The sequence below is a fragment of the Acidovorax sp. GW821-FHT10A04 genome (assembly GCF_059415825.1).
Genome location: NZ_JBWKNZ010000021.1, coordinates 105,825 through 123,594, shown reverse-complemented (window position 1 = coordinate 123,594; position 17,770 = coordinate 105,825). Strand labels below are relative to the sequence as shown.

At 69.6% G+C, this 17,770-nt stretch carries 16 protein-coding genes; 11 read left to right on the top strand and 5 right to left on the bottom strand.

The annotated features are described in order from the left end of the window. Positions 1-356 precede the first annotated feature (356 nt). The gene (gene urtE, locus AC07PF_RS30880) at positions 357-1,049 is read left to right on the top strand and encodes an urea ABC transporter ATP-binding subunit UrtE (RefSeq protein WP_494605251.1); all 693 of its coding nucleotides are present in this window, start codon (positions 357-359) and stop codon (positions 1,047-1,049) included. A gap of 12 nt (positions 1,050-1,061) precedes the next feature. On the opposite strand, the gene AC07PF_RS30875 is transcribed toward urtE, so the two are convergent. Further along, positions 1,062-2,006, bottom strand: coding sequence for a LysR family transcriptional regulator (locus tag AC07PF_RS30875; protein ID WP_007858172.1), 945 nt, complete (start codon positions 2,004-2,006; stop codon positions 1,062-1,064). A 179-nt stretch (positions 2,007-2,185) separates the two neighbouring features. Here AC07PF_RS30875 and AC07PF_RS30870 point away from each other — a divergent pair, with 179 nt between their 5' ends. Genes AC07PF_RS30870 through AC07PF_RS30860 form a run of 3 tightly spaced genes read left to right on the top strand, consistent with a single transcriptional unit; the run spans position 2,186 to position 6,120 of the window. Beyond that, complete coding sequence (locus AC07PF_RS30870; protein WP_494614452.1) at positions 2,186-3,208, top strand: porin; 1,023 nt, start codon at positions 2,186-2,188, stop codon at positions 3,206-3,208. Between the two features lie 52 nt (positions 3,209-3,260). After that, entirely contained in the window at positions 3,261-4,229 is a 969-nt protein-coding gene (locus AC07PF_RS30865; RefSeq protein WP_494614451.1) for a Bug family tripartite tricarboxylate transporter substrate binding protein, read from the top strand. Positions 4,230-4,242: 13 nt separating this feature from the next. Next, the gene (locus tag AC07PF_RS30860) at positions 4,243-6,120 is read left to right on the top strand and encodes a CocE/NonD family hydrolase (protein ID WP_494614450.1); all 1,878 of its coding nucleotides are present in this window, start codon (positions 4,243-4,245) and stop codon (positions 6,118-6,120) included. An 18-nt stretch (positions 6,121-6,138) separates the two neighbouring features. Here AC07PF_RS30860 and AC07PF_RS30855 read toward each other — a convergent pair whose 3' ends face one another. Next, a complete protein-coding gene (locus AC07PF_RS30855; protein WP_494614449.1) occupies positions 6,139-6,984 on the bottom strand; it encodes a phosphatase PAP2 family protein in 846 nt (281 codons plus the stop codon). Between the two features lie 234 nt (positions 6,985-7,218). On the opposite strand from AC07PF_RS30855, the gene AC07PF_RS30850 reads away from it, so the two are divergent. After that, positions 7,219-8,319, top strand: a complete 1,101-nt coding sequence (locus AC07PF_RS30850) for a diacylglycerol/lipid kinase family protein (protein ID WP_494614448.1) — start codon at positions 7,219-7,221, stop codon at positions 8,317-8,319. A 56-nt stretch (positions 8,320-8,375) separates the two neighbouring features. Next, positions 8,376-9,188: a metallophosphoesterase family protein gene (locus AC07PF_RS30845; protein ID WP_494614447.1), complete on the top strand. Its 813-nt coding sequence runs from the start codon at positions 8,376-8,378 to the stop codon at positions 9,186-9,188. A 3-nt stretch (positions 9,189-9,191) separates the two neighbouring features. Here AC07PF_RS30845 and AC07PF_RS30840 read toward each other — a convergent pair whose 3' ends face one another. Together AC07PF_RS30840 and AC07PF_RS30835 are read right to left on the bottom strand one after the other, a co-directional pair. Further along, the gene (locus AC07PF_RS30840) at positions 9,192-10,334 is read right to left on the bottom strand and encodes a porin (RefSeq protein ID WP_494614446.1); all 1,143 of its coding nucleotides are present in this window, start codon (positions 10,332-10,334) and stop codon (positions 9,192-9,194) included. A gap of 274 nt (positions 10,335-10,608) precedes the next feature. After that, positions 10,609-11,337, bottom strand: coding sequence for a TetR/AcrR family transcriptional regulator (locus AC07PF_RS30835; RefSeq protein WP_494614445.1), 729 nt, complete (start codon positions 11,335-11,337; stop codon positions 10,609-10,611). 170 nt (positions 11,338-11,507) lie between these two features. On the opposite strand from AC07PF_RS30835, the gene AC07PF_RS30830 reads away from it, so the two are divergent. The 4 genes from AC07PF_RS30830 to AC07PF_RS30815 all read left to right on the top strand — a co-directional run bounded on the left by AC07PF_RS30830 (position 11,508) and on the right by AC07PF_RS30815 (position 15,576). Further along, a complete protein-coding gene (locus AC07PF_RS30830) occupies positions 11,508-12,491 on the top strand; it encodes a tripartite tricarboxylate transporter substrate-binding protein (protein WP_494614444.1) in 984 nt (327 codons plus the stop codon). Between the two features lie 15 nt (positions 12,492-12,506). Then, positions 12,507-13,322, top strand: a complete 816-nt coding sequence (locus AC07PF_RS30825; protein WP_145695155.1) for a cyclase family protein — start codon at positions 12,507-12,509, stop codon at positions 13,320-13,322. Continuing rightward, positions 13,319-14,326: a fumarylacetoacetate hydrolase family protein gene (locus AC07PF_RS30820; RefSeq protein WP_494614443.1), complete on the top strand. Its 1,008-nt coding sequence runs from the start codon at positions 13,319-13,321 to the stop codon at positions 14,324-14,326. The genes AC07PF_RS30825 and AC07PF_RS30820 overlap by 4 nt, the downstream gene beginning before the upstream one ends. Positions 14,327-14,487: 161 nt before the next feature. Beyond that, positions 14,488-15,576 (top strand): adenylate/guanylate cyclase domain-containing protein, encoded by a 1,089-nt coding sequence (locus AC07PF_RS30815; RefSeq protein ID WP_494605232.1) that lies wholly within the window; start codon positions 14,488-14,490, stop codon positions 15,574-15,576. 38 nt (positions 15,577-15,614) lie between these two features. Here the strand turns inward: AC07PF_RS30815 and AC07PF_RS30810 are convergent, their stop codons facing one another. After that, complete coding sequence (locus AC07PF_RS30810) at positions 15,615-16,343, bottom strand: haloacid dehalogenase type II (RefSeq protein WP_494605230.1); 729 nt, start codon at positions 16,341-16,343, stop codon at positions 15,615-15,617. Positions 16,344-16,528: 185 nt separating this feature from the next. On the opposite strand from AC07PF_RS30810, the gene AC07PF_RS30805 reads away from it, so the two are divergent. Further along, entirely contained in the window at positions 16,529-17,761 is a 1,233-nt protein-coding gene (locus AC07PF_RS30805; RefSeq protein ID WP_007858188.1) for an MFS transporter, read from the top strand. The last annotated feature ends 9 nt before the right edge of the window (positions 17,762-17,770 follow it).

Sequence of the window (17,770 nt, the reverse complement as noted above, 5' to 3'; positions counted from 1 at the left end):
CCCCCTTCTGACCGTGCCGAGAAGCGCAGGGCCTGGGGTGAGCGCGTGCCGAAGGACACGCGCATCGTTGTCTGGCTCGCCGAAGCTGTCTGACCGGAGCTCCCTCGCAGAGGGCGCGCAGGGAGTTCTTCGGCGCACCCCAGGACCGAGCATCGCAGGTTGCCCCGGAGCGCAGCGCAGGGGACACGGGCAGCGGGGTCGCCTTTCTTTTGGGTACTTTTCTTTGGCGAAGCAAAGAACAAGTACCTCGGCCGCCGGGCCGAGACCCGGCTCCCGTCCCCTGCCAAGGCACGCCGCAACCAACTGCTCCCAATTGCAAGCACGATGAACCCGTGAACCAGATATAGGCCAGCACAATGCTCACCGTCCAAAACATCAACCAGTACTACGGCGGCTCCCACATCCTGCGCGACGTGAGCCTCACCGCCGAACCCGGCAAGGTCACCGTCCTCCTGGGCCGCAACGGCGTAGGCAAGACCACCCTGCTCAAAAGCCTCATGGGCCTGGTTCCCATCAAGAGCGGCTCCATCCAGTTCGATGGCAAGGCCATCGACAAGACCGCCCCCTACGACCGCGCCCGCGCCGGCATCGGCTTCGTGCCGCAAGGCCGCGAGATCTTCGGCCGCCTCACCGTCGAAGAGAACCTGCGCATGGGCCTGGCCTACAAGAGCGGTTCCACCCCCGTGCCGCCGCACCTGTACGAGCTGTTCCCCGTGCTCAAGCAGATGCTGCGCCGCCGCGGGGGCGACCTCTCGGGTGGGCAGCAGCAGCAGCTGGCCATCGCGCGGGCCCTTGCGCCCGGGCCGCGCCTGTTGATCCTGGACGAGCCCACCGAAGGCATCCAGCCCAGCATCATCAAGGACATCGGCCGCGTCATCCGCATGCTCGCCGACAAGGGCGAGATGGCCATCCTGCTGTGCGAACAGTACTACGACTTCGCGCAGGAACTGGCCGACCAGTACCTGGTCATGGAGCGTGGCGAGGTCATCGCCCGTGGACCTGGCAGCGAGATGGAGTCCAAGGGCATCCGCAACTTGGTCGCCATCTGATCGGTCCCAGGATCAGCCCGCCTTGGCGGGTTTGGTGCGTTTTGCCGGTTGCTCCTTGACCGCAGCGGCTGGCAGCGCCATCGCCTCCACCAGCAACCGGGTGAAGGTGTCGTGCAAGGGCGAGGCCGGTGCATTGCTCAGCGTGGCGATGCCCAGCTGGTAGCCGATGTGGGGCTTGAACGGGCGCGAGCTGATGCCGCCTTGGGGGCAATGCCGCGCCAGCAGCGCGTTGACGATGGACACCCCCAGGCCTTGCGCCACATGGGCACAGGCCTCGCTCACCGAGTGCACCTCCAGCGCCACGCGTGGCTGCACGCGCTTTTGGCGGAAGGCCATGTCGATCTCGTGGCGTATCTGGCGCTGGCGGCCCAGCAGGATCAGGCTGCAGTCGATCAGGTCGTCAGGGCTCACCTGGGCGAGCTGTTCCAGGGCATGGCCCTTGGGCATGATGCATACCGCTTCGGAGTCGAGCGTCGCACGCGTGGCCAAGCCCTGCATCTCCATCGGCAGGCGCACCAGGCCGATGTCGGCCTCGCGGCCGAGCAGGGCCTGCTCCGCGTCGCTGTACGAGCCGGACAGCACCTCCAGCACCACATCGGGGTGCGCCTGCATGAAGCGCCTGGCCAGCGTGGGCATCAGCGTGGTGGCCAGCGTATTGGGCACGGCCACCTTGAGCAGGCGCCGCTTGAATCCTCCCAGTCGCAGCTGCTCGGCATGCCGGCGAAAGCACTGGGCCGAGTCCATCAGGCCCTGGGCATCGTTGCGCAAGGCCTGGGCCTCGGCGGTCGGCGTCAGGCGGCCCTTCTCGCGCACGAACAGGCGCAGCGCCAGGCTCTCCTCCAACTGGGCCAGCAGCCGGCTGATGGCGGGCTGCGACAGGCCCAGGCGCTCGGCTGCGCCGGTGGTCGAGCCGCTGAGCATGATGGCCTGGAAGGCCTCGAGCTGCTTGAAATTCATGGGGGACTGAACGGTGTGGAAAAGCCTGTGCGCGCATCTTTGCACCCGCACCGCGCAGGCGCAAACACACAGCAATCCGCATAGGGTAATACGGCTTCGTCATAGCGTTGTGGGCAAGCCCCCCGCTCCACAGAATTCGTGGCGTCAGAACCCACATCCGATTCAAGGAGCGAGACTTCATGAGGCCTATTTCCCCCGCCGCGCTGGCTGCCAGCAGCCTGGTATTTCTGTCTGCCGGCGCACCCGCCACGGCGCAATCGCAAGACCTGCAGGTCTACGGCCAGGTGCGCCTCACCGTCAACAATGTGAAGGCCGGCAACGCTGGCTCCGTGATGGAAGAGCGCGACAACGCTTCCCGCCTGGGCTTTCGCGGCAAGGAGGACCTGGGCGACGGCATGGCCGCGCTGTTCGGCCTGGAGATGGGGCTCGAAGCCGACTCGGGCGCCGCCACCACGCCCGCGTTCCGCAACAGCTACGTCGCCTTGCGTGGCGGCCTGGGCACGCTGGCGCTGGGCCGGCTCGATTCGGCCAACCCCACGGGCTCGCCGCTGTACTCGCAGGTCACGCGCATCACCTCGTTCGCGGCCAACGACGCCGGGGCCACGGCCATCGGCACCTCCATCCTCAATGCGCGCAACCGCACCTCCAATGCGCTGGGCTACCAAAGCCCGACCTGGGGCGGCGTGAACCTGCGTGCGCGCTACTACCTGCGCGGCGACGCCAAGACGCCCGAGCAGGAAAACGGCGCCAGGTCGCTCGACCTGGGCCTCAACTACGCCGACGGCCCCTGGTCCGCAGGCATCGGCTACGGCACGGACCGGCGCCCGGGCGGCCTGCTGGCCAACGAGTTCGCGAGCAAATGGCAGCTGGGCCTGCGCTACGACTTCGGCGCCATCGAGCCCTATGTGCTGCTGGGCCGCGACCGCTATGCGGCAGCCTCCACTGCCGTGCGTGCCGACGTGGACTACTGGCTGGTGGGCAGCCGTTTCTCTGCGGGCCCGCACGCCCTGGTGGTCAACCTGATGCAGCGCGACGTGCAGGCCTCGCAGCGGGGGCTTCGCAAGCGCCAGCAGGTCGCGTACACCTATGCCTTGTCCAAGCGCACCGAGCTGCAGGCCTTCCTCGACCGCGACGGCATCGATTCCAGCCGCAGCAACGTGGCCGTGCGCGTGGTGGGCGCGGGAGTGCGCCATGATTTCTGAAACCCGGCAACCCCTGCTCCATTCCTCCTTGCCATCGACCCCGAGTTCCCCCATGTCCCGAATCCAGAAAGCCCTCGCGCTGATAAGCGTCTCGTTGGTCCTGTACCACCCCCTGGCCGTGGCGGCGGCCGACTTTCCTGAAAAGCCCGTGCGCATCGTGGTCCCGTTCCCGGCAGGGGCAGCTGCCGATACGGCCATGCGTGTGGTGGCACGCAAGATGTCGGAGCAGTGGCGGCAACCCGTCGTCATCGACAACCGGCCCGGTGCGCACGGCTTCCAGGCGGTCACTTCGTCCGCGGCCGACGGCTACACACTGCTCATGGGCGCAGGCTCGGGCATGGTCACGGCGCCACTGCTGTCCAGCAAGCTGCCGTACAACCCGTCCCGCGACTTCGTGCCCGTGGGGCGCGTGGTGATCAACGTGCCCATCCTCACCACGCACCCGGGCCTGCAGACCCGCACCGTGCGCGAGCTGGTCGACCTGGCGCGCAAGAGCCCGGGCACCCTGAACTACAGCACCAGCGGCAATGGCAGCCCGGGCCACCTGTCGATGGAGATGTTCCAGGCCGCCACGGGCACCAAGATGGTCCAGATCCCCTACAAGGGCGGCGGCCCTGCCGTGAACGAACTGGTGGGCGGCCATGTGCAGCTGGGCATGAACGCCGTGCCCAGCGTGTTCGCACACATCAAGGCGGGCCGGCTGGTGCCGCTGGCGGTGGCCAGCGCCAAGCGCTCGCGCGCCTTCCCGCAGGTGCCGACCATGGCCGAGGCCGGTGTCAAGGATTTCGAGTACGACATCTGGTACGCCCTGTTCGCCCCCACGGGCACACCGCCCGATGTGGTGGGCAAGGTCGGCAAAGCGCTCAACAGTGCGTTGGCCGATGCCGAGGTGAGCAACCTGCTCGTGGCCCAGGGCGCTGAGCCGGCCCCCACCACGCCGCAGGAGCTGGCGCGCTTCATCCAGGAAGACACGGCACGCTGGGCCAAGCTGGTCAAGGAACGCAACCTCAAGCTCGACTGACCGGTGCCACAGCATGACGATGACAACAACAACAACGACGACGCCCATGGCGGCGGCCGGTGGTAGCGTCTCCCGGCACACCCACCGCGTGCCCATGCGCGACGGGGTGCACCTGGCCACCGACCTTTACCTGCCCAAACAGTCCCCAGGCCCCTGGCCTGTGCTGCTGGAGCGCACGCCCTACGGCAAGAACGCCGAGACCCGGCGCGAACGCACGGCCGCCAACCCCGCGCCCCTGCGGCGTGGTGAAGTGGCCGCCCGTTTTGCCGAGGCCGGCTACGCCGTGGTCGTGCAGGACTGCCGCGGCCGCTTCGACTCCGAAGGCCAGTTCACCAAGTACCTGGGCGAGGCCCACGACGGCGCCGACACCCTGCAGTGGATCATGGCCCAGCCCTGGTGCCGCGGCGCCGTGGGCACCTACGGCCTGTCGTACGCAGCCCACACCCAGACGGCGCTGGCCAGCCAGCGGCCCGCGGGCCTCAAGGCCATGTTCCTCGAGTGCGGCGGCTTTGCCAATGCCTACCGCGGCGGCATCCGCCATGGTGGCGCATTCGAGCTCAAGCAGGCCGTTTGGGCACTGCGCAACGCCTGCAGCGGCAGCACCCAGCTCGGTGATGCCGCGCGCCAGGCGCTGGCCCGGGCGGACATCGGCGAGTGGTTCCTGCGCCTGCCCTGGTCGCGCGGCGACTCGCCCCTGCAGTGGGCGCCAGAGTACGAGGACTACCTCTTCGGCCAATGGGAGCGCGGCGCCTTCGACGACTACTGGCGCCAGCCCGAGCTGTATGCCGCCGGCCACTACGGGGCGCTGGACGGCGTGGCCCTGATGCTCATGTGCGGCTGGTGGGACCCCTATGCGCAGACCACCACCGACAACTACCTGGGCTTGGCCGGGCGTGGCAACCCCGGTGTGCGCATGGTGCTCGGCCCCTGGACGCATGGCGAGCGCAGCGTGCCGTATGCCGGGGACGTGGACTTCGGCCCCGGCGCCGTGCTCGATGGATCGCTCGCACCGGACTATGTGGCCATGCGGCTGGCATGGTTCGACCACTGGCTCAAGGGCCAACCCCTGCCACCGGCGATGGACGACAGCGTGCGCTACTTTCGCATGGGCGGCGGCTCGGGGCGGCGCACGCCCGCCGGCCGGCTCGACCACGGCGGCACATGGCGCAGCGCCAGCCACTGGCCCGTGCCTGGCACCGCTTTCGTGCCCTGGTACCTGGGGGCGGACGGCGCGCTCTCGCCTGTGCAACCGGAGCGCGATGAAGCGCTGGGTTTCGACTTCGACCCCGCCTCCCCGGTGCCCACCCTCGGCGGCTCCATCACCTCGGGCGAGCCGCTGATGGTGGCGGGCGCCTACGACCAGCGCACCAGTGGGCAGACCTTCGGGGCCCGGGCCCCCCATGGCCCGTTGGCGCAGCGGCCCGACGTGCTGGTCTTCCAGACGCCGGTGCTCGACGAGGACATGGAAGTCTCGGGGCCCATCACCATCGAGCTCTGCGTATCGTCCTCGGCCCCGGACACGGACTTCACCGCCAAGCTGATCGACCAGTACCCGCCCAGCGCCGACTACCCCGAAGGCTATGCCATGAACCTCACGGACGGCATCCTGCGCTGCCGCTACCGGCGTTCGTGGGAAGCCCCCGAGATGATGCGGCCCGGCGAAGTGGTGCAGATCACCATCGAGCCCATGCCCACCTCCAACCTGTTCCGCAAGGGGCACCGTATCCGGCTGGACATCTCGAGCAGCAACTTCCCGCGCTTCGACGTCAACCCCAACACCGGTGCGCCGGAGGGCAGCGCGGGGCCGCGTGTGGTGGCGCGCAACAGTGTGCACATGGGGCCGGGCGCGCCGTCGCGGGTGGTGCTGCCGGTGATTGCGGCGCGGCCCTGAGTCAGGCCGGCGTCTGGCTCAGCCGGGCGCCGGCACGGCGTCCCCCCGGTGCCGCCAACGCGCCACGCTTTCGATCACCAGCACAGTGCAGACCATCCAGGTGCCGCCCAGCAGCCAGCCCGCCAGCACGTCGCTGGCGTAGTGCACCTGCAGCACCATGCGGCTCCAGCCGGTGGTGAAGACCAGCATGCCCGCCAGCACCACGCACGGCACATGCCAGCGCAGCGGCAGCAGGCGCGTGGCCAGGTAGGCCAGCAGGGTGTAGGCCACCATCGAGGCACTGCTGTGCCCGCTGGGAAAGCTGTAGCCGTCGGCCTGCGCCACGCCGTGGTGCAAATGCTCGGGTCGGGCGCGTTCGAAGATGCTTTTGAGGATGCGCGTCAGCGCCCCGTTGCCTGCCAGGGCCGCCAGCCAGCCGGTGGCCAGCAAACGATGGCCGTGCCACCACAGGCCGGCGGCCACCAGGGCCGTGAGCGCGGTGAGCACGGCGGTGTCGCCCAGGTGGGTAAGGGTGGCAAACCAGCGCAGCACCCCGGTGGCGGCGTGCAGGCGCAAGGCGTCGGCAATGGCATCGTCCACCGTGCCCCAGTCGCCGTCCTGCTCGCTGCCGCTCTCGGCCAGTTCGGCCATCATGCTGCCGGCCAGCACCATGGCACAGGCGGCTGCCAGCATGCCCGCCAGCAGGGCCCAGCGCGGATCAATGGCCATGGGCAGCGTGCGCTGCAGCAGCGGACCGCCATGGCGCCGCACGCTGCGCAGGCCCCACAGTGCTGCGGCGCCCGCCAGGCCGGCCAGCGCCAGGCCGGCCAGCCACCAGCCCAGGGGGTGGCTGGCGATGAGGTGGCCGACGGCGGTGGCGTTCATGGGGTTCACTGGCAAGCGTCCGGTTCTGGGTCGATACTGCCGGTTGTATCGCACCGCCCATCACCCCTTCGCACCGGGTGTGAATGTAGGACAAGGCGCCGACAGGCGCACAGCGCCGTGGCTGACAGGCCCGCGCGCAAGACCCGGGCACGATGGTGCGATAGCGGCCCTTGTGCCGCCGCGGCCCGGCCGCGGTAGCCAGCCGCTGCACCACCGGAGCCTTGCCTTTCACCCATGACCATTGCCCAACGTCCCCCTGCCGTCCACCCCCATGGGCGAATCCACCTCGTGGTGCCCAAGCGCCCGGGCGCCGACTTCGACCTGGTGCGCGCCAAGCTCGAAGGCGCCTTTGCGGCCCATGCGCACGACGTGGTGTGGCATGTGCCCGACGAGCGCGGCGACATCGTCGAGCTGGCCTACCAGGCCGTGCGCGATGCGCAGGCCGATGGCGGGCTGGTGGTGGCCGCCGGTGGCGACGGCACCATCAACGCAGTCGCCGCGGCAGCGCTGCAGGCCGGCGTGCCCATGGGCGTGGTGCCCATGGGCACCTTCAACTACTTCAGCCGCGAGCATGGCCTGGCGCTCGACCCCGAGATCGCCGTGCAGGACATGCTGTATGCGATGCAGCACAGCGACATGCGCCCCGTGCAGGTGGGGTTCGTCAACGACCGCATGTTCGTGGTGAACGCCGCCGTGGGCCTGTACCCGCGCCTGCTGGCCGAGCGCGAGATGGCCTCCAGGCGCTTTGGCCGCTCGCGCATGGTGGCCATCCTGTCCGCGGTGTGGAGCATGTTCCGCCCGGCCGGCGGGCGCCGCTGGCGCGTCATCATGCGCACGCACGAAGGCGCCCAGGCCCAGCAGGAGGAGCACCTGGTCACCACCCTGTTCGTGGGCAACAACCCGCTGCAGCTGGGCCGTGTCGGGCTCACACAGGCCCAGTCGGTGGCCGAAGGGGGGCAGCTTGCCGTCATCCTGCTGCAGCCGCAGGACCGCTGGGCCGTCGCCCGCACGGTCTGGAACGCGGCCACCGGCCAGCTGGCGCGCGACCCGGCCGTGGTGAGTATGGCCTGTGCCGAAATGACCGTGGCCCCCGCCAGCTGGCGCCCGGCCCAGGTGAAGGTGGCCTTCGACGGCGAGCGCGAATGGATGGCGCCGCCGCTGCGCTTTCGGGTGCACGACAAGCCGCTGTGGCTGGTCACGCGCACCACGCTCGACCGCGACCCCACGTCCGCACCGGCGGGCGGTGATGTGGCTGCAAGCCACCCCGTGCAAGAGGTGCCGGCGTCCGAGCCCGCGCCTCCGCCCGCCATCACCCCGCTGCCTGCGCTGGGCTGACTTTTTTCCGCTTCTCTCTCACACTCGACTCTGCGCACCACAGCACCTTTGCACCCATGTCCGTCTTGATGCACCTGTCCGACCTGCACTTCGGCGCCCACGAGCCGGTTGTCTGCCGCGCCGTGCAGGCGCTGGCGCGGCAACTGGGCGTTTCGGTGGTGGTGGTCTCGGGCGATGTCACGCAGCGCGCCACTGCGCCCCAGTTCGCGCAGGCCGCCAGCTTCATCCGCGGGCTCGATGCCGGCGCCACCGTGGTGCTGCCTGGCAACCACGACCTGCCGTTGTTTGCCTGGTGGCTGCGCTGGGGTCGGGCCTACGACCGCTTTGCACACGAATTCGGCAACGACCTGGAGCCCGTGCGGCAGCTGGGCCGCTTCTTCATCGTCGGCGTGAACACCACCCGGCCGTGGCGGCACGAGCGCGGCAGCCTCTCCAGCGCGCAGATCGCGCGCGTCGAGAAGCAATTGGCAGAGGCCTACGAAGAGCCCTGGCGCATCGTCGTCGCCCACCACCCGCTCACCGCGCGCAATGCGCAGGACAAGGAACACCGCCCCGCACGCGCCGACGAGGCCCTGCTGCGCTGGCGCGATGCCGGCGCGCAGATGCTGCTGTCGGGCCACGCCCACGCCGCCGGCCTGCTGCAGCCGCTGCCCGGCCTGTGGGTCAGCCAGGCCGGCACGGCCGTATCGCACCGCCTGCGCCACGGCTACCCCAACAGCCTCGTCATCCTGAGCCACGAGGCCGACGCGCAGCAACCCGACAAGGCGCAGCGCTTGGCCTCGCGCTGGGACTATGACCCCGATCGTGCCGCCTTCCACTGCGTGCAGCGCCAGTGGGTAGATGACCCCAAGGGCGCCCTGGCCATCTGATCCTCAGAACCGGTGGCGCATGCCCAGCGCGAAGCTGGTTCCCTGCGCCTCCAGCACGCGCGGCGGTGCCGGCAAGGTCTGGGTGCGCGTGCTGTCGCGCAGGGCCATCAGGTACACGTCGGTGCGTTTGGACAGAAAGTAGTCGTACCCCACCGTGAACACCCGCCGCTGCAGATTGCCCCCGGCCACGGTGGCCGGCACCGGCCCCACGGCATCGTCCGTGCGGCGCGATGCATAGCCGGCCAGCAGCCGGCCGGCGCCGATGGGCACGGCAGCACTCACATCCCACACGCGGTAAGCCAGGTCGAGCGGCGCCGCGGCCGTACCCCGGTTCTGGATGCGGCCGAGATGGGCGAACACCTTCACCGCCGTGAAGTCGTACGAAGCCGCCAGCTGCCAGGCCCGCGTGTCGTTGGGCGAGGTGCCGTCGGCAAAGGTGATGGGGTTCTTCCTCACACTCTGCCAGGCCAGCGATGCGGCGAACGGGCCCTGGCCGTAAGCCACCCGCAGTGCGCTGTTGCCCCCGCCCTGGCCCTCCGACAGCGCATGCGCAGCCGACACGGTGGCCCCCGCCCAGGCGGGGCTGTCGTACACCACCGAATTCGCCCAGCCCGTGCCGCCCGTGAGCGGCGCGCCGATGAAGGTCACCAGGTTCAGCGGCCCGAAGACGGTGGAATCGCCGAACGCATTCGAGGTGATGCTGTTCAGGAACAAGAGCGAAGTGACATTGCCCAGGCGCACGCGCCCCCAGCCGGGGTGCGCCAGCCCGACCCAGGCCGCGCGCGAGAACACCGGGTCCGCCGCGACGTTCACCGGCGCGGGCAGGGCGTCGCTGCGCCCGCTTGCGCCCGAGTCGTTGCGCAGGAAGGACGACAGCTCGAACGTCGCCGTGAGCCCGCCGCCCAGGTCCTCGTTGCCGCGCACGCCCCAGTGGCTGGTGGACATGCCGCCGCTTTCGAGCTTGCCGATGGGCCGGTCCAGCGCGTTCACACCGGCGGCAGCGCCCTCGAAATGGCCCACGGCCGCATCCACCAGGCCATAAAGCTGCAGGCCCGGGCCGGTGGCCGGCTGGGCGTGCACGCTGGTGGTGCCAAAGGCGGCCAAGGCGCTGGCCACGAGGGCGGATTTGTTCAGGGGGGATTTCATGGTCTGTCTCCAATCGGTGGTTGCTGGTGGATGGGGAGGAAGGTCGGGAAAAGGCCGCACCCGTCCACGGCGCGCTCGCAAGGCGAGCGTTCCGAGGGGCAGGGCGTGGTGGGGGGGCGCCGGGCAGGCGCTGTCTCTGGCGCCCCCGCCGTCCTGGCAGGGGCGCGCGCGGGCTCACGCACCGGTGGCATGCCACCGGTGCGTCGAAGCGGTGTCGTGGGGCTGCCTGTGCCGCGTCAGGGCGCGCCGGTCAGGCGCATGGACTGCGGGGCCATCAGTGCACCGGCCCGCCGCAGGCGCCGCGCATGCCGTGGGCGATGAAGCGCACCAGCAGCGGCCCGGCCGTGGCTTCGTCGCCGGGCTGGTTCTGGCCGAACGAGAGGCGCTCGATGCGCCGGTCGTTCACGTGGTGCAGCAGTGCACCCAACGCGAATTGGTAGCACCAGGCTACCTGGCCGCGTGTGGCCTGGGGCAGCGCGCTGGCGATGGCGTCGATGAAGGAGTGCGCGAGCGGGTCGAACAGCTCGCGGATGATGGGCTCGTCCTCTTCCAGGTGGTCGCTCATGCCCCGCGACAGCAGGCGCAGGAAGTGCTGGCCCGTCGGCTGGCTCGCCACCCCCAGCACCGGCAGCACGAAGGCCTTGACGATCTCGTCCAGCAGGTGCTCGGGGGCGGCGGCGCGCTGCGCATCGGCCAGCGATTGCAGGCGCACGCCGATGTAGCCCGCATGGGCGCGAAAGATCGCGTGGTACAGCGACAGCTTGGGGCCGTAGTAGTAGCCCACCAGGGCCAGCGGCACGCCGGCCTCGTCGGCAATGTCGCGGATCGACACGCCATGGAAGCCGCGCGCGGCAAACAGGCGTTCGGCCGCCTGCAGGATGTTGGCCTGGCGGTTCGGCGCCAGCTTGTCGTCGGGGCTGGCCAGGGCCTTGCCGGTGGTGCGCTTGCGCGGTGCAGGGAATGCCTCGGGCAAGGCGGGGGCAGTGGATTTGGTGCGTGGCATGGTCCGGTTTATACGTATGTACAAAACAATTGAACACTCGTACAAACCCCAGTGATGCAATGTTTGTACGTTCGTATAATTTTTCGCAGAGGCGGCTTGCACAGGGCCTGCCGCCTTCACTACGCCGTTTGTAGCAGCCATTGCAGTCCATTCCCGCAGGAGACAAATCCATGACCACCCGCCGCCGGTTCACCCAGCTTTCCGCAGCCGCGCTGCTGCCATCCACCTGGGCCCGGGCGTCTCAGGCCGCCACGGGCATCCCGGATGTCGCGCGCATCCTCATCGGCTTTCCGGCAGGCGGACCCATCGATGCGCTGGCCCGCCGTGTGGCCGACCGCATGCGTGGCAAGTACGCCGGCGCCGTGGTGATCGAGAACAAGCCCGGCGCGGGTGGGCAAATCGGCATCCTCAGCCTGCGTGACAGCCCGGCCGACGGCACCAACCTGCTCATCACGCCCTCGTCCATGCTGTCCATCTACCCCTACACCTACCCCAAGCTGCGCTATGGGCTGGCCGATGTGGCGGCCGTTTCGGTGGCTGCCCACACCGACCACGGCCTGGCCGTGGGCCCGGGCGTGCCCGACAGCGTGCGCACCCTGGCGGACTTCCTGGCCTGGCTCAAGGCCAACCCCAGCAACGCCAACTACGGCAGCCCCGGCGCGGGCTCCATGCCGCACATGGTGGGCGTGCTGCTGTCGCAGATCACCCAGCTGGACATGCGCCACATCGCCTACCGCGGCACCGTGCCCGGCGTGCAGGACCTGCTGGGCGGGCAGGTGCCGGCGTTCTGGGGGCCCATCGGCGACTACCTGCAGCACACCAGAACCGGCAAGCTGCGCGTGCTGGCCATTGCCGGGGGCAAGCGCTCGGTGTTCCTGCCCCAGGTGCCCACCCTGCAGGAGCTGGGTTATCCCCTCAAGGTCAGCGAGTGGTATGGCTTCTTCCTGCCCGGCAAGGCCACGCCCGAGGTGGTCAAGCGTGCGTCCGACGCGCTGCAGGCCGCGCTCACCCAGCCCGAGGTGGTCGATTTCGGCAAGCAGTACGGGCTGGAGATCCGCGCCTCCAGCGCACCCGACCTGGCCCGCATGCTGCAGGCCGACGCCGACCAGTGGCGCGGGCTCATCAAGCAAACCGGCTTCACCGCGGAATCCTGAGAAAGTCTTTCAGCCATGTCCACCCCATCCCCGCGCCGCATCGTCGATATCTCGATGCACCTTGAAAACGATGTCGTCTCCGACCCCCCGGGCCTGGGCCCGCGCATCAGCTACATCGACCACCACATGAGCTTCGACGACCTGGCGCGCTTCTTCCCCGGCGTGCGCAAGGAGGACCTGCCCGACGGCGAATCCTGGGCGGTCGAGGACGTGCAGCTCAACACCCACAACGGCACGCACCTCGATGCGCCCTACCACTTCGCATCCACCATGGACGGCGGCCAGCGCGCGCTGTCCATCGACGAGGTGGACCTCGACTGGTGCTTCCAGCCCGGCGTGAAGCTCGACTTTCGCCACCTGCCCGATGGCTACGTGGTGCAGGCCGCCGACGTGGCGGCCGAGCTCGCGCGCATCGGCCACACCCTGCAGCCGCTGGAGATCGTGGTCGTCAACACCCGTGCGGGCAGCGCCTACGGCACGGCGGGCTACACCCGCGCGGGCTGTGGCATGGGCTACGAGGCCACCATGTACCTGCTGGAGCGCGGCGTGCGCCTCACGGGCACCGACGCCTGGAGCTGGGACGCCCCCTTCGCCTACACCGCCGAGCGCTATGCCGAAACCCGCGACGCCTCGCTGATCTGGGAGGGCCACAAGGCCGGCCGCGACATCGGCTACTGCCACCTCGAAAAACTGCACAACCTCGAAGCCCTGCCTGCGAGCGGCTTCTACATCTCCTGCTTCCCGGTCAAGGTACGCGGCGCCTCCGCCGGCTGGACGCGCGCCGTCGCCATCTTCGACCCGGCACTCCCCCTGCGCAAGGAACCGGCATGAAGCTCGCCACCCTCAAGAACGGCCAGCCCGACGGCCGCCTGGTCGTCGTTTCGGCCGACGCCAGCCACTGCGTGGATGCCAGCCCCGTGGCGCCCACCCTGCTCGACGCGCTGCAGCGCTGGGACGCGGTGCTCCCGGCCCTCACGCGCCTGTCGCAGGCCCTGGACATCCCCGATGCCCGCACCAGCGTGGGGGCCATGGCCTTCGATCCACGCCAGTGCGCGGCACCGCTGCCGCGCAGCTTCCAGTGGCTCGACGGCTCGGCCTTCCTGAACCACGGGCGGCTCATGGAGCGCGCCTTCAAGACCCCGCCCATTGCCGACTTCGAGACCATCCCCCTCATGTACCAGGGTGCGGCCGACGACTTTCTGGGCCCGCACGACCCGGTGCCGCTGCCTTCGGAAGACGACGGCATCGACTACGAAGGCGAGTTCGGTGTGGTGCTGGGCGCCACGCCCATGGGGGTCAGCGCCCGGCAGGCGCTGCAGCATGTGCGCCTGGTCGTGCTGCTCAACGACTGGAGCCTGCGCGGCTTTGGCCCGCGCGAGGCCAAAAGCGGCTTCGGCTTCGTGCAGGCCAAGCCCGCCACGGCATTTGCCCCTATCGCCGTCACGCCCGACGAGCTGGGTCCCGCCTGGCGCGAGGGCCGCGTGCACCTGCAGTTGCAGACCTACCGCAACGATGCCTGGTGCGGCCACCCGCACGGCGGTGCCATGCACTTCGACTTTGGCCAGCTGATCGCCCATGCCGCACGCACACGCCGGCTGTCGGCCGGCACGGTCATCGGCTCGGGCACCGTCTCCAATGCCGATGCGGCCATGGGCTCCAGCTGCATTGCCGAGCGCCGCATGCTCGAAACCCTGGCCCAGGGTGCGCCGCGCACACCCTTTCTGCGCTTTGGCGAGCGGGTGCGCATGGTGGCGCTCGATGGGCAGGGCCACCCTGGTCCCTTCGGCCAGCTCGACCAGGTGGTGCAGTGCGCAGGGGCCCTCGCTGCGGGTTGATGTGAGCACAGCGGCTGCCGGGCGTCCATAGGGCGCTTTCCCCTGTTGTCGTTGTTTTCCCGGGGTCGGCTTGACCGGCCCGCGGGCCGCGCCTATTCTGGCTGGAGAGGACTGCCGTGCCCGGCAGTGCCCGGATCCCTGTGGAACCCCGCCTGTTGCCCATGCACAAAGAATTCAACCACGACGCCCTGCGCCGCCTGCAGGCGTTGATTGCCCGCGAGACAGGCGCCCCGCTGGGCGAGGCGGCCGCGGCCGAGGCGGCCGCTATCCTGCGCGGCGCCGACGGGCCCGAAGGCGTGCCCGCGGACGACAGCGTGGTGGCGGCACCGCGCGAGGTCACCATTTTGCTGGCCGACCTGCGCGGCTTCACGGCGCTGTCGGCATCGCTGCCCGCGGGCGTGGTGATCGCCGCGCTCAACCGCTGCCTGGCCGTGCTCAGCGAGGTGGTCTTCAAGCACCAGGGCGCCATCGACAAGTTCATGGGCGACTCCATCATGGTGCTGTTCGGCGCGCCCACGGCCAGCGACGACGATGTGGACCGGGCGCTGATGTGCGCCGTCGAGATGCAGATGGCCATGCGCGACCTGAACCTGGCCCACATGCGCGAGCGCCTGCCCGAGGTGTTCCTGGGCATCGGGGTGAACACCGGCACGGTGATGGCCGGGCGCTTCGGCTCCGACGTGTACTCCGAATACACCGTGATCGGCGAAGAGGTCAACCTCGCCTCGCGCATCGAGGCCTTCAGTCTGCGCGGCCAGGTGCTCATCAGCGAGGCCACCTACCAGCGCTGCTGGGGGCTGGTGTCGGCATCAGCCCCCATGCAGGTCTATGTCAAGGGGCGCCAGCAGCCCGTGGGCCTGCGCGAGCTGGTGGCCATCCCCTCGCGCAAGCTCAAGGTGCCGCGCCAGGAGTTTCGCCGCAGCCACCGCGTGGACACGCGCCTGCCCTGCCTGTGCCAGCGCATCCAGGACAAGATCATCGTGCCGCAGATCGTGCACACCGCCATCCGCGACATCGGTTACCACGGCCTGCTGGTGGAGATGACCGAGCGGCTCGCCCTGCACAGCGAGATCAAGCTCGAATTCGACCTGACCCTGGTCGAGTACCGCGCCACCGATGTGTATGCCCGCGTCATCACCCTGAAGCCCGAGGGCGAGCAGTGGCTGGCGGGCCTGGAGTTCACCTCCATCAGCCCCGAGTGCCACGCCAAGGTGCAGATGTTCGTGCAGCTGCTGGTGGCAGCGCGGTAAGGCTTCGTTCTTCTCCGCTGTCAGGGTTGATCAGGCGCTCAGCAGCCCAGCCGCTGGGCTGCGTCCACGATATCGCGGGTGTGCAGGTCATTGCCTGGCTGCGGAGTGCAGTCCTTGGGGCGGGCAGCGCCCAGTTCCAGGGGCCGCTCCACATAGATGGTGCGCAGCCCGCAGGCGCGCGCCGCCTCCAGGTCGTCGTGGTGGGTGGCCACCAATGCCACCTGGGCGGGCTCCAGGTCGAAGATGCGCGCCACGCCCAGGTAGGTGTCCGGGTGGGGCTTGTACGCGCGGAACACCTCCGCGCTGAGCACGCAGTCCCACGGCAGTCCCGCGCGCTTGGCCATGTGGGTCAGAAGGCTGATGTTGCCGTTCGACAGGCTGGTAATGGTGAAGCGCTGCTTGAGCCGCGTGAGCCCGGCCACGCTGTCGGCCCAAGGGTCCAGCCGCTGCCACACATGGTTCAGGTGCCAGCGCTCGGCCTCGGTGAGGTAGGCCAGACCGAATTTCGGCAGTATCTCGTCGAGGATGCCGCGGTGCAGCGCGTCGATGCGCGTCCAGCCCTGCTCGCCGCGCATCACGCGCGCCATGGCCGGCTGGTAGCCGCTGCGCCAGGCGATGGCGAAGGCATCTCCATCCACGGCAGGGTATAGCGCCTGCATCTCGCGCACGATGCTGCCGTGCCAATCCACCACGGTGCCAAAGATGTCGAAGGCCAATACCTTCACGGTGCTGGCAAGCTCGTCTGCGGTGCTCGGTGGTGTGGTCATTCGCTGGCCTTGGTTGGGAACGAAGGCCAAAGCGTAGCAGGCCCGCCGCCAGCGCGTTTTGGCCAGGCATGCTATGGTTACAGGATTCGGGTTTACCCCCGTAACTCCGTTTCTTCTCCACACCCTGCATGTCCTGCGCTGCGCCATCGCGTGCAATGCAGTGCTGCCCTGTTGCTGCTGCCGCCATGACCGCGCCCCTGTCTCCCACGTCGTCGCCCATCGCCCACACCCCCACCGACGACCGCACCCTGGTGCGCGCCGTGCTGGCCCTCGGGGTCGGCGGCTTTTCCATCGGCACGGGCGAATTCGTCATCATGGGCCTGCTGCCCGAGGTGGCGCGCGACATCGGGGTCACCATCCCGCAGGCCGGCCACGTCATCAGCGCCTATGCGCTGGGCGTGGTGGTCGGCGCCCCGGTGCTGGCCGTGCTGTGCGCCAACTGGGGCCGGCGTGCGCTGCTGATGGCGCTGATGGTGGTGTATGCGCTGGGCAACTTCGCATCGGCCCTGGCGCCGGGCTACCTGTCGCTCAGCGCCATGCGCCTGTTCACCGGCCTGCCGCACGGCACCTACTTTGGCGTGGCCGCCCTCGTGGCTGCGGCCCTGGCGCCGCCCGGGCGCCGCGCGCGCGCCGTGGGCTGGGTCATGCTGGGGCTGACCACCGCCACCCTGGTGGGTGTGCCGATTGCGGCGGCGCTGGGCGAATACTTCGGCTGGCGCGCGGCCTTCGTTTTCGTGGGGCTCATCGCCGTGGCCGCCGTGGTCATGGTGCGCCTGTGGGTGCCCGACATGCCGGCGTCGCACGGTGCCAGCCCGCTGCGCGAACTGGGCGCCCTGGCGCGCAAGCAGGTGTGGTTCACCCTGGGCATCGGCGCCATCGGCTTTGGCGGCATGTTCGCCGTGTTCAGCTACATCAAGCCCACGCTGCTCGAAGTGGCCGGCCTCTCGCCCGCCTATGTGCCCTTCGTGCTCTCGCTGTTCGGCCTGGGCATGGTGGCGGGCAACATCGTCGGTTCGCGCATGGCCGACAAGGCCCTCATGCCCGCCATCGGCAAGGTGCTGCTGTGGTCCATCGTGGTGCTCGCGCTGTTCGTGCCCGCCGCACACCACCCGGTCAGCGCCGCGCTGGCCACCTTCTTCCTGGGCACACTGGTCGCCATCGGCCCTGCGCTGCAGATCCGCCTGATGGACGTGGCCGGCGATGCGCAGACCCTGGCCGCAGCGCTCAACCACTCGGCCTTCAACGCCGCCAACGCGCTGGGCGCCTGGCTCGGCGGTGTGTCCATCGCGGCCGGCCTGGGCTGGACGTCCACCGGCTGGGTGGGCGTGGTGCTGGGCATCTGCGGCGTGGGCATCTTCGCGTGGTCGATGGGCAGCGAGCGGAACACGCAGCGCGCCACGGCGGGCCTCAAGGCCTGAGCGTAGCGG

Coding starts and splice junctions, on each gene's coding strand:
- AC07PF_RS30870 (WP_494614452.1), top strand. CDS start 2,186: ATGAGGCCTATTTCCCCCGCCGCGCTGGCTGCCAGCAGCCTGGTATTT.
- AC07PF_RS30835 (WP_494614445.1), bottom strand. CDS start 11,337: ATGCCACGCACCAAATCCACTGCCCCCGCCTTGCCCGAGGCATTCCCT.
- AC07PF_RS30840 (WP_494614446.1), bottom strand. CDS start 10,334: ATGAAATCCCCCCTGAACAAATCCGCCCTCGTGGCCAGCGCCTTGGCC.
- AC07PF_RS30850 (WP_494614448.1), top strand. CDS start 7,219: ATGACCATTGCCCAACGTCCCCCTGCCGTCCACCCCCATGGGCGAATC.
- AC07PF_RS30825 (WP_145695155.1), top strand. CDS start 12,507: ATGTCCACCCCATCCCCGCGCCGCATCGTCGATATCTCGATGCACCTT.
- AC07PF_RS30810 (WP_494605230.1), bottom strand. CDS start 16,343: ATGACCACACCACCGAGCACCGCAGACGAGCTTGCCAGCACCGTGAAG.
- AC07PF_RS30830 (WP_494614444.1), top strand. CDS start 11,508: ATGACCACCCGCCGCCGGTTCACCCAGCTTTCCGCAGCCGCGCTGCTG.
- AC07PF_RS30815 (WP_494605232.1), top strand. CDS start 14,488: ATGCACAAAGAATTCAACCACGACGCCCTGCGCCGCCTGCAGGCGTTG.
- AC07PF_RS30805 (WP_007858188.1), top strand. CDS start 16,529: ATGACCGCGCCCCTGTCTCCCACGTCGTCGCCCATCGCCCACACCCCC.
- AC07PF_RS30875 (WP_007858172.1), bottom strand. CDS start 2,006: ATGAATTTCAAGCAGCTCGAGGCCTTCCAGGCCATCATGCTCAGCGGC.
- AC07PF_RS30855 (WP_494614449.1), bottom strand. CDS start 6,984: ATGAACGCCACCGCCGTCGGCCACCTCATCGCCAGCCACCCCCTGGGC.
- AC07PF_RS30865 (WP_494614451.1), top strand. CDS start 3,261: ATGTCCCGAATCCAGAAAGCCCTCGCGCTGATAAGCGTCTCGTTGGTC.
- urtE (WP_494605251.1), top strand. CDS start 357: ATGCTCACCGTCCAAAACATCAACCAGTACTACGGCGGCTCCCACATC.
- AC07PF_RS30860 (WP_494614450.1), top strand. CDS start 4,243: ATGACGATGACAACAACAACAACGACGACGCCCATGGCGGCGGCCGGT.
- AC07PF_RS30845 (WP_494614447.1), top strand. CDS start 8,376: ATGTCCGTCTTGATGCACCTGTCCGACCTGCACTTCGGCGCCCACGAG.
- AC07PF_RS30820 (WP_494614443.1), top strand. CDS start 13,319: ATGAAGCTCGCCACCCTCAAGAACGGCCAGCCCGACGGCCGCCTGGTC.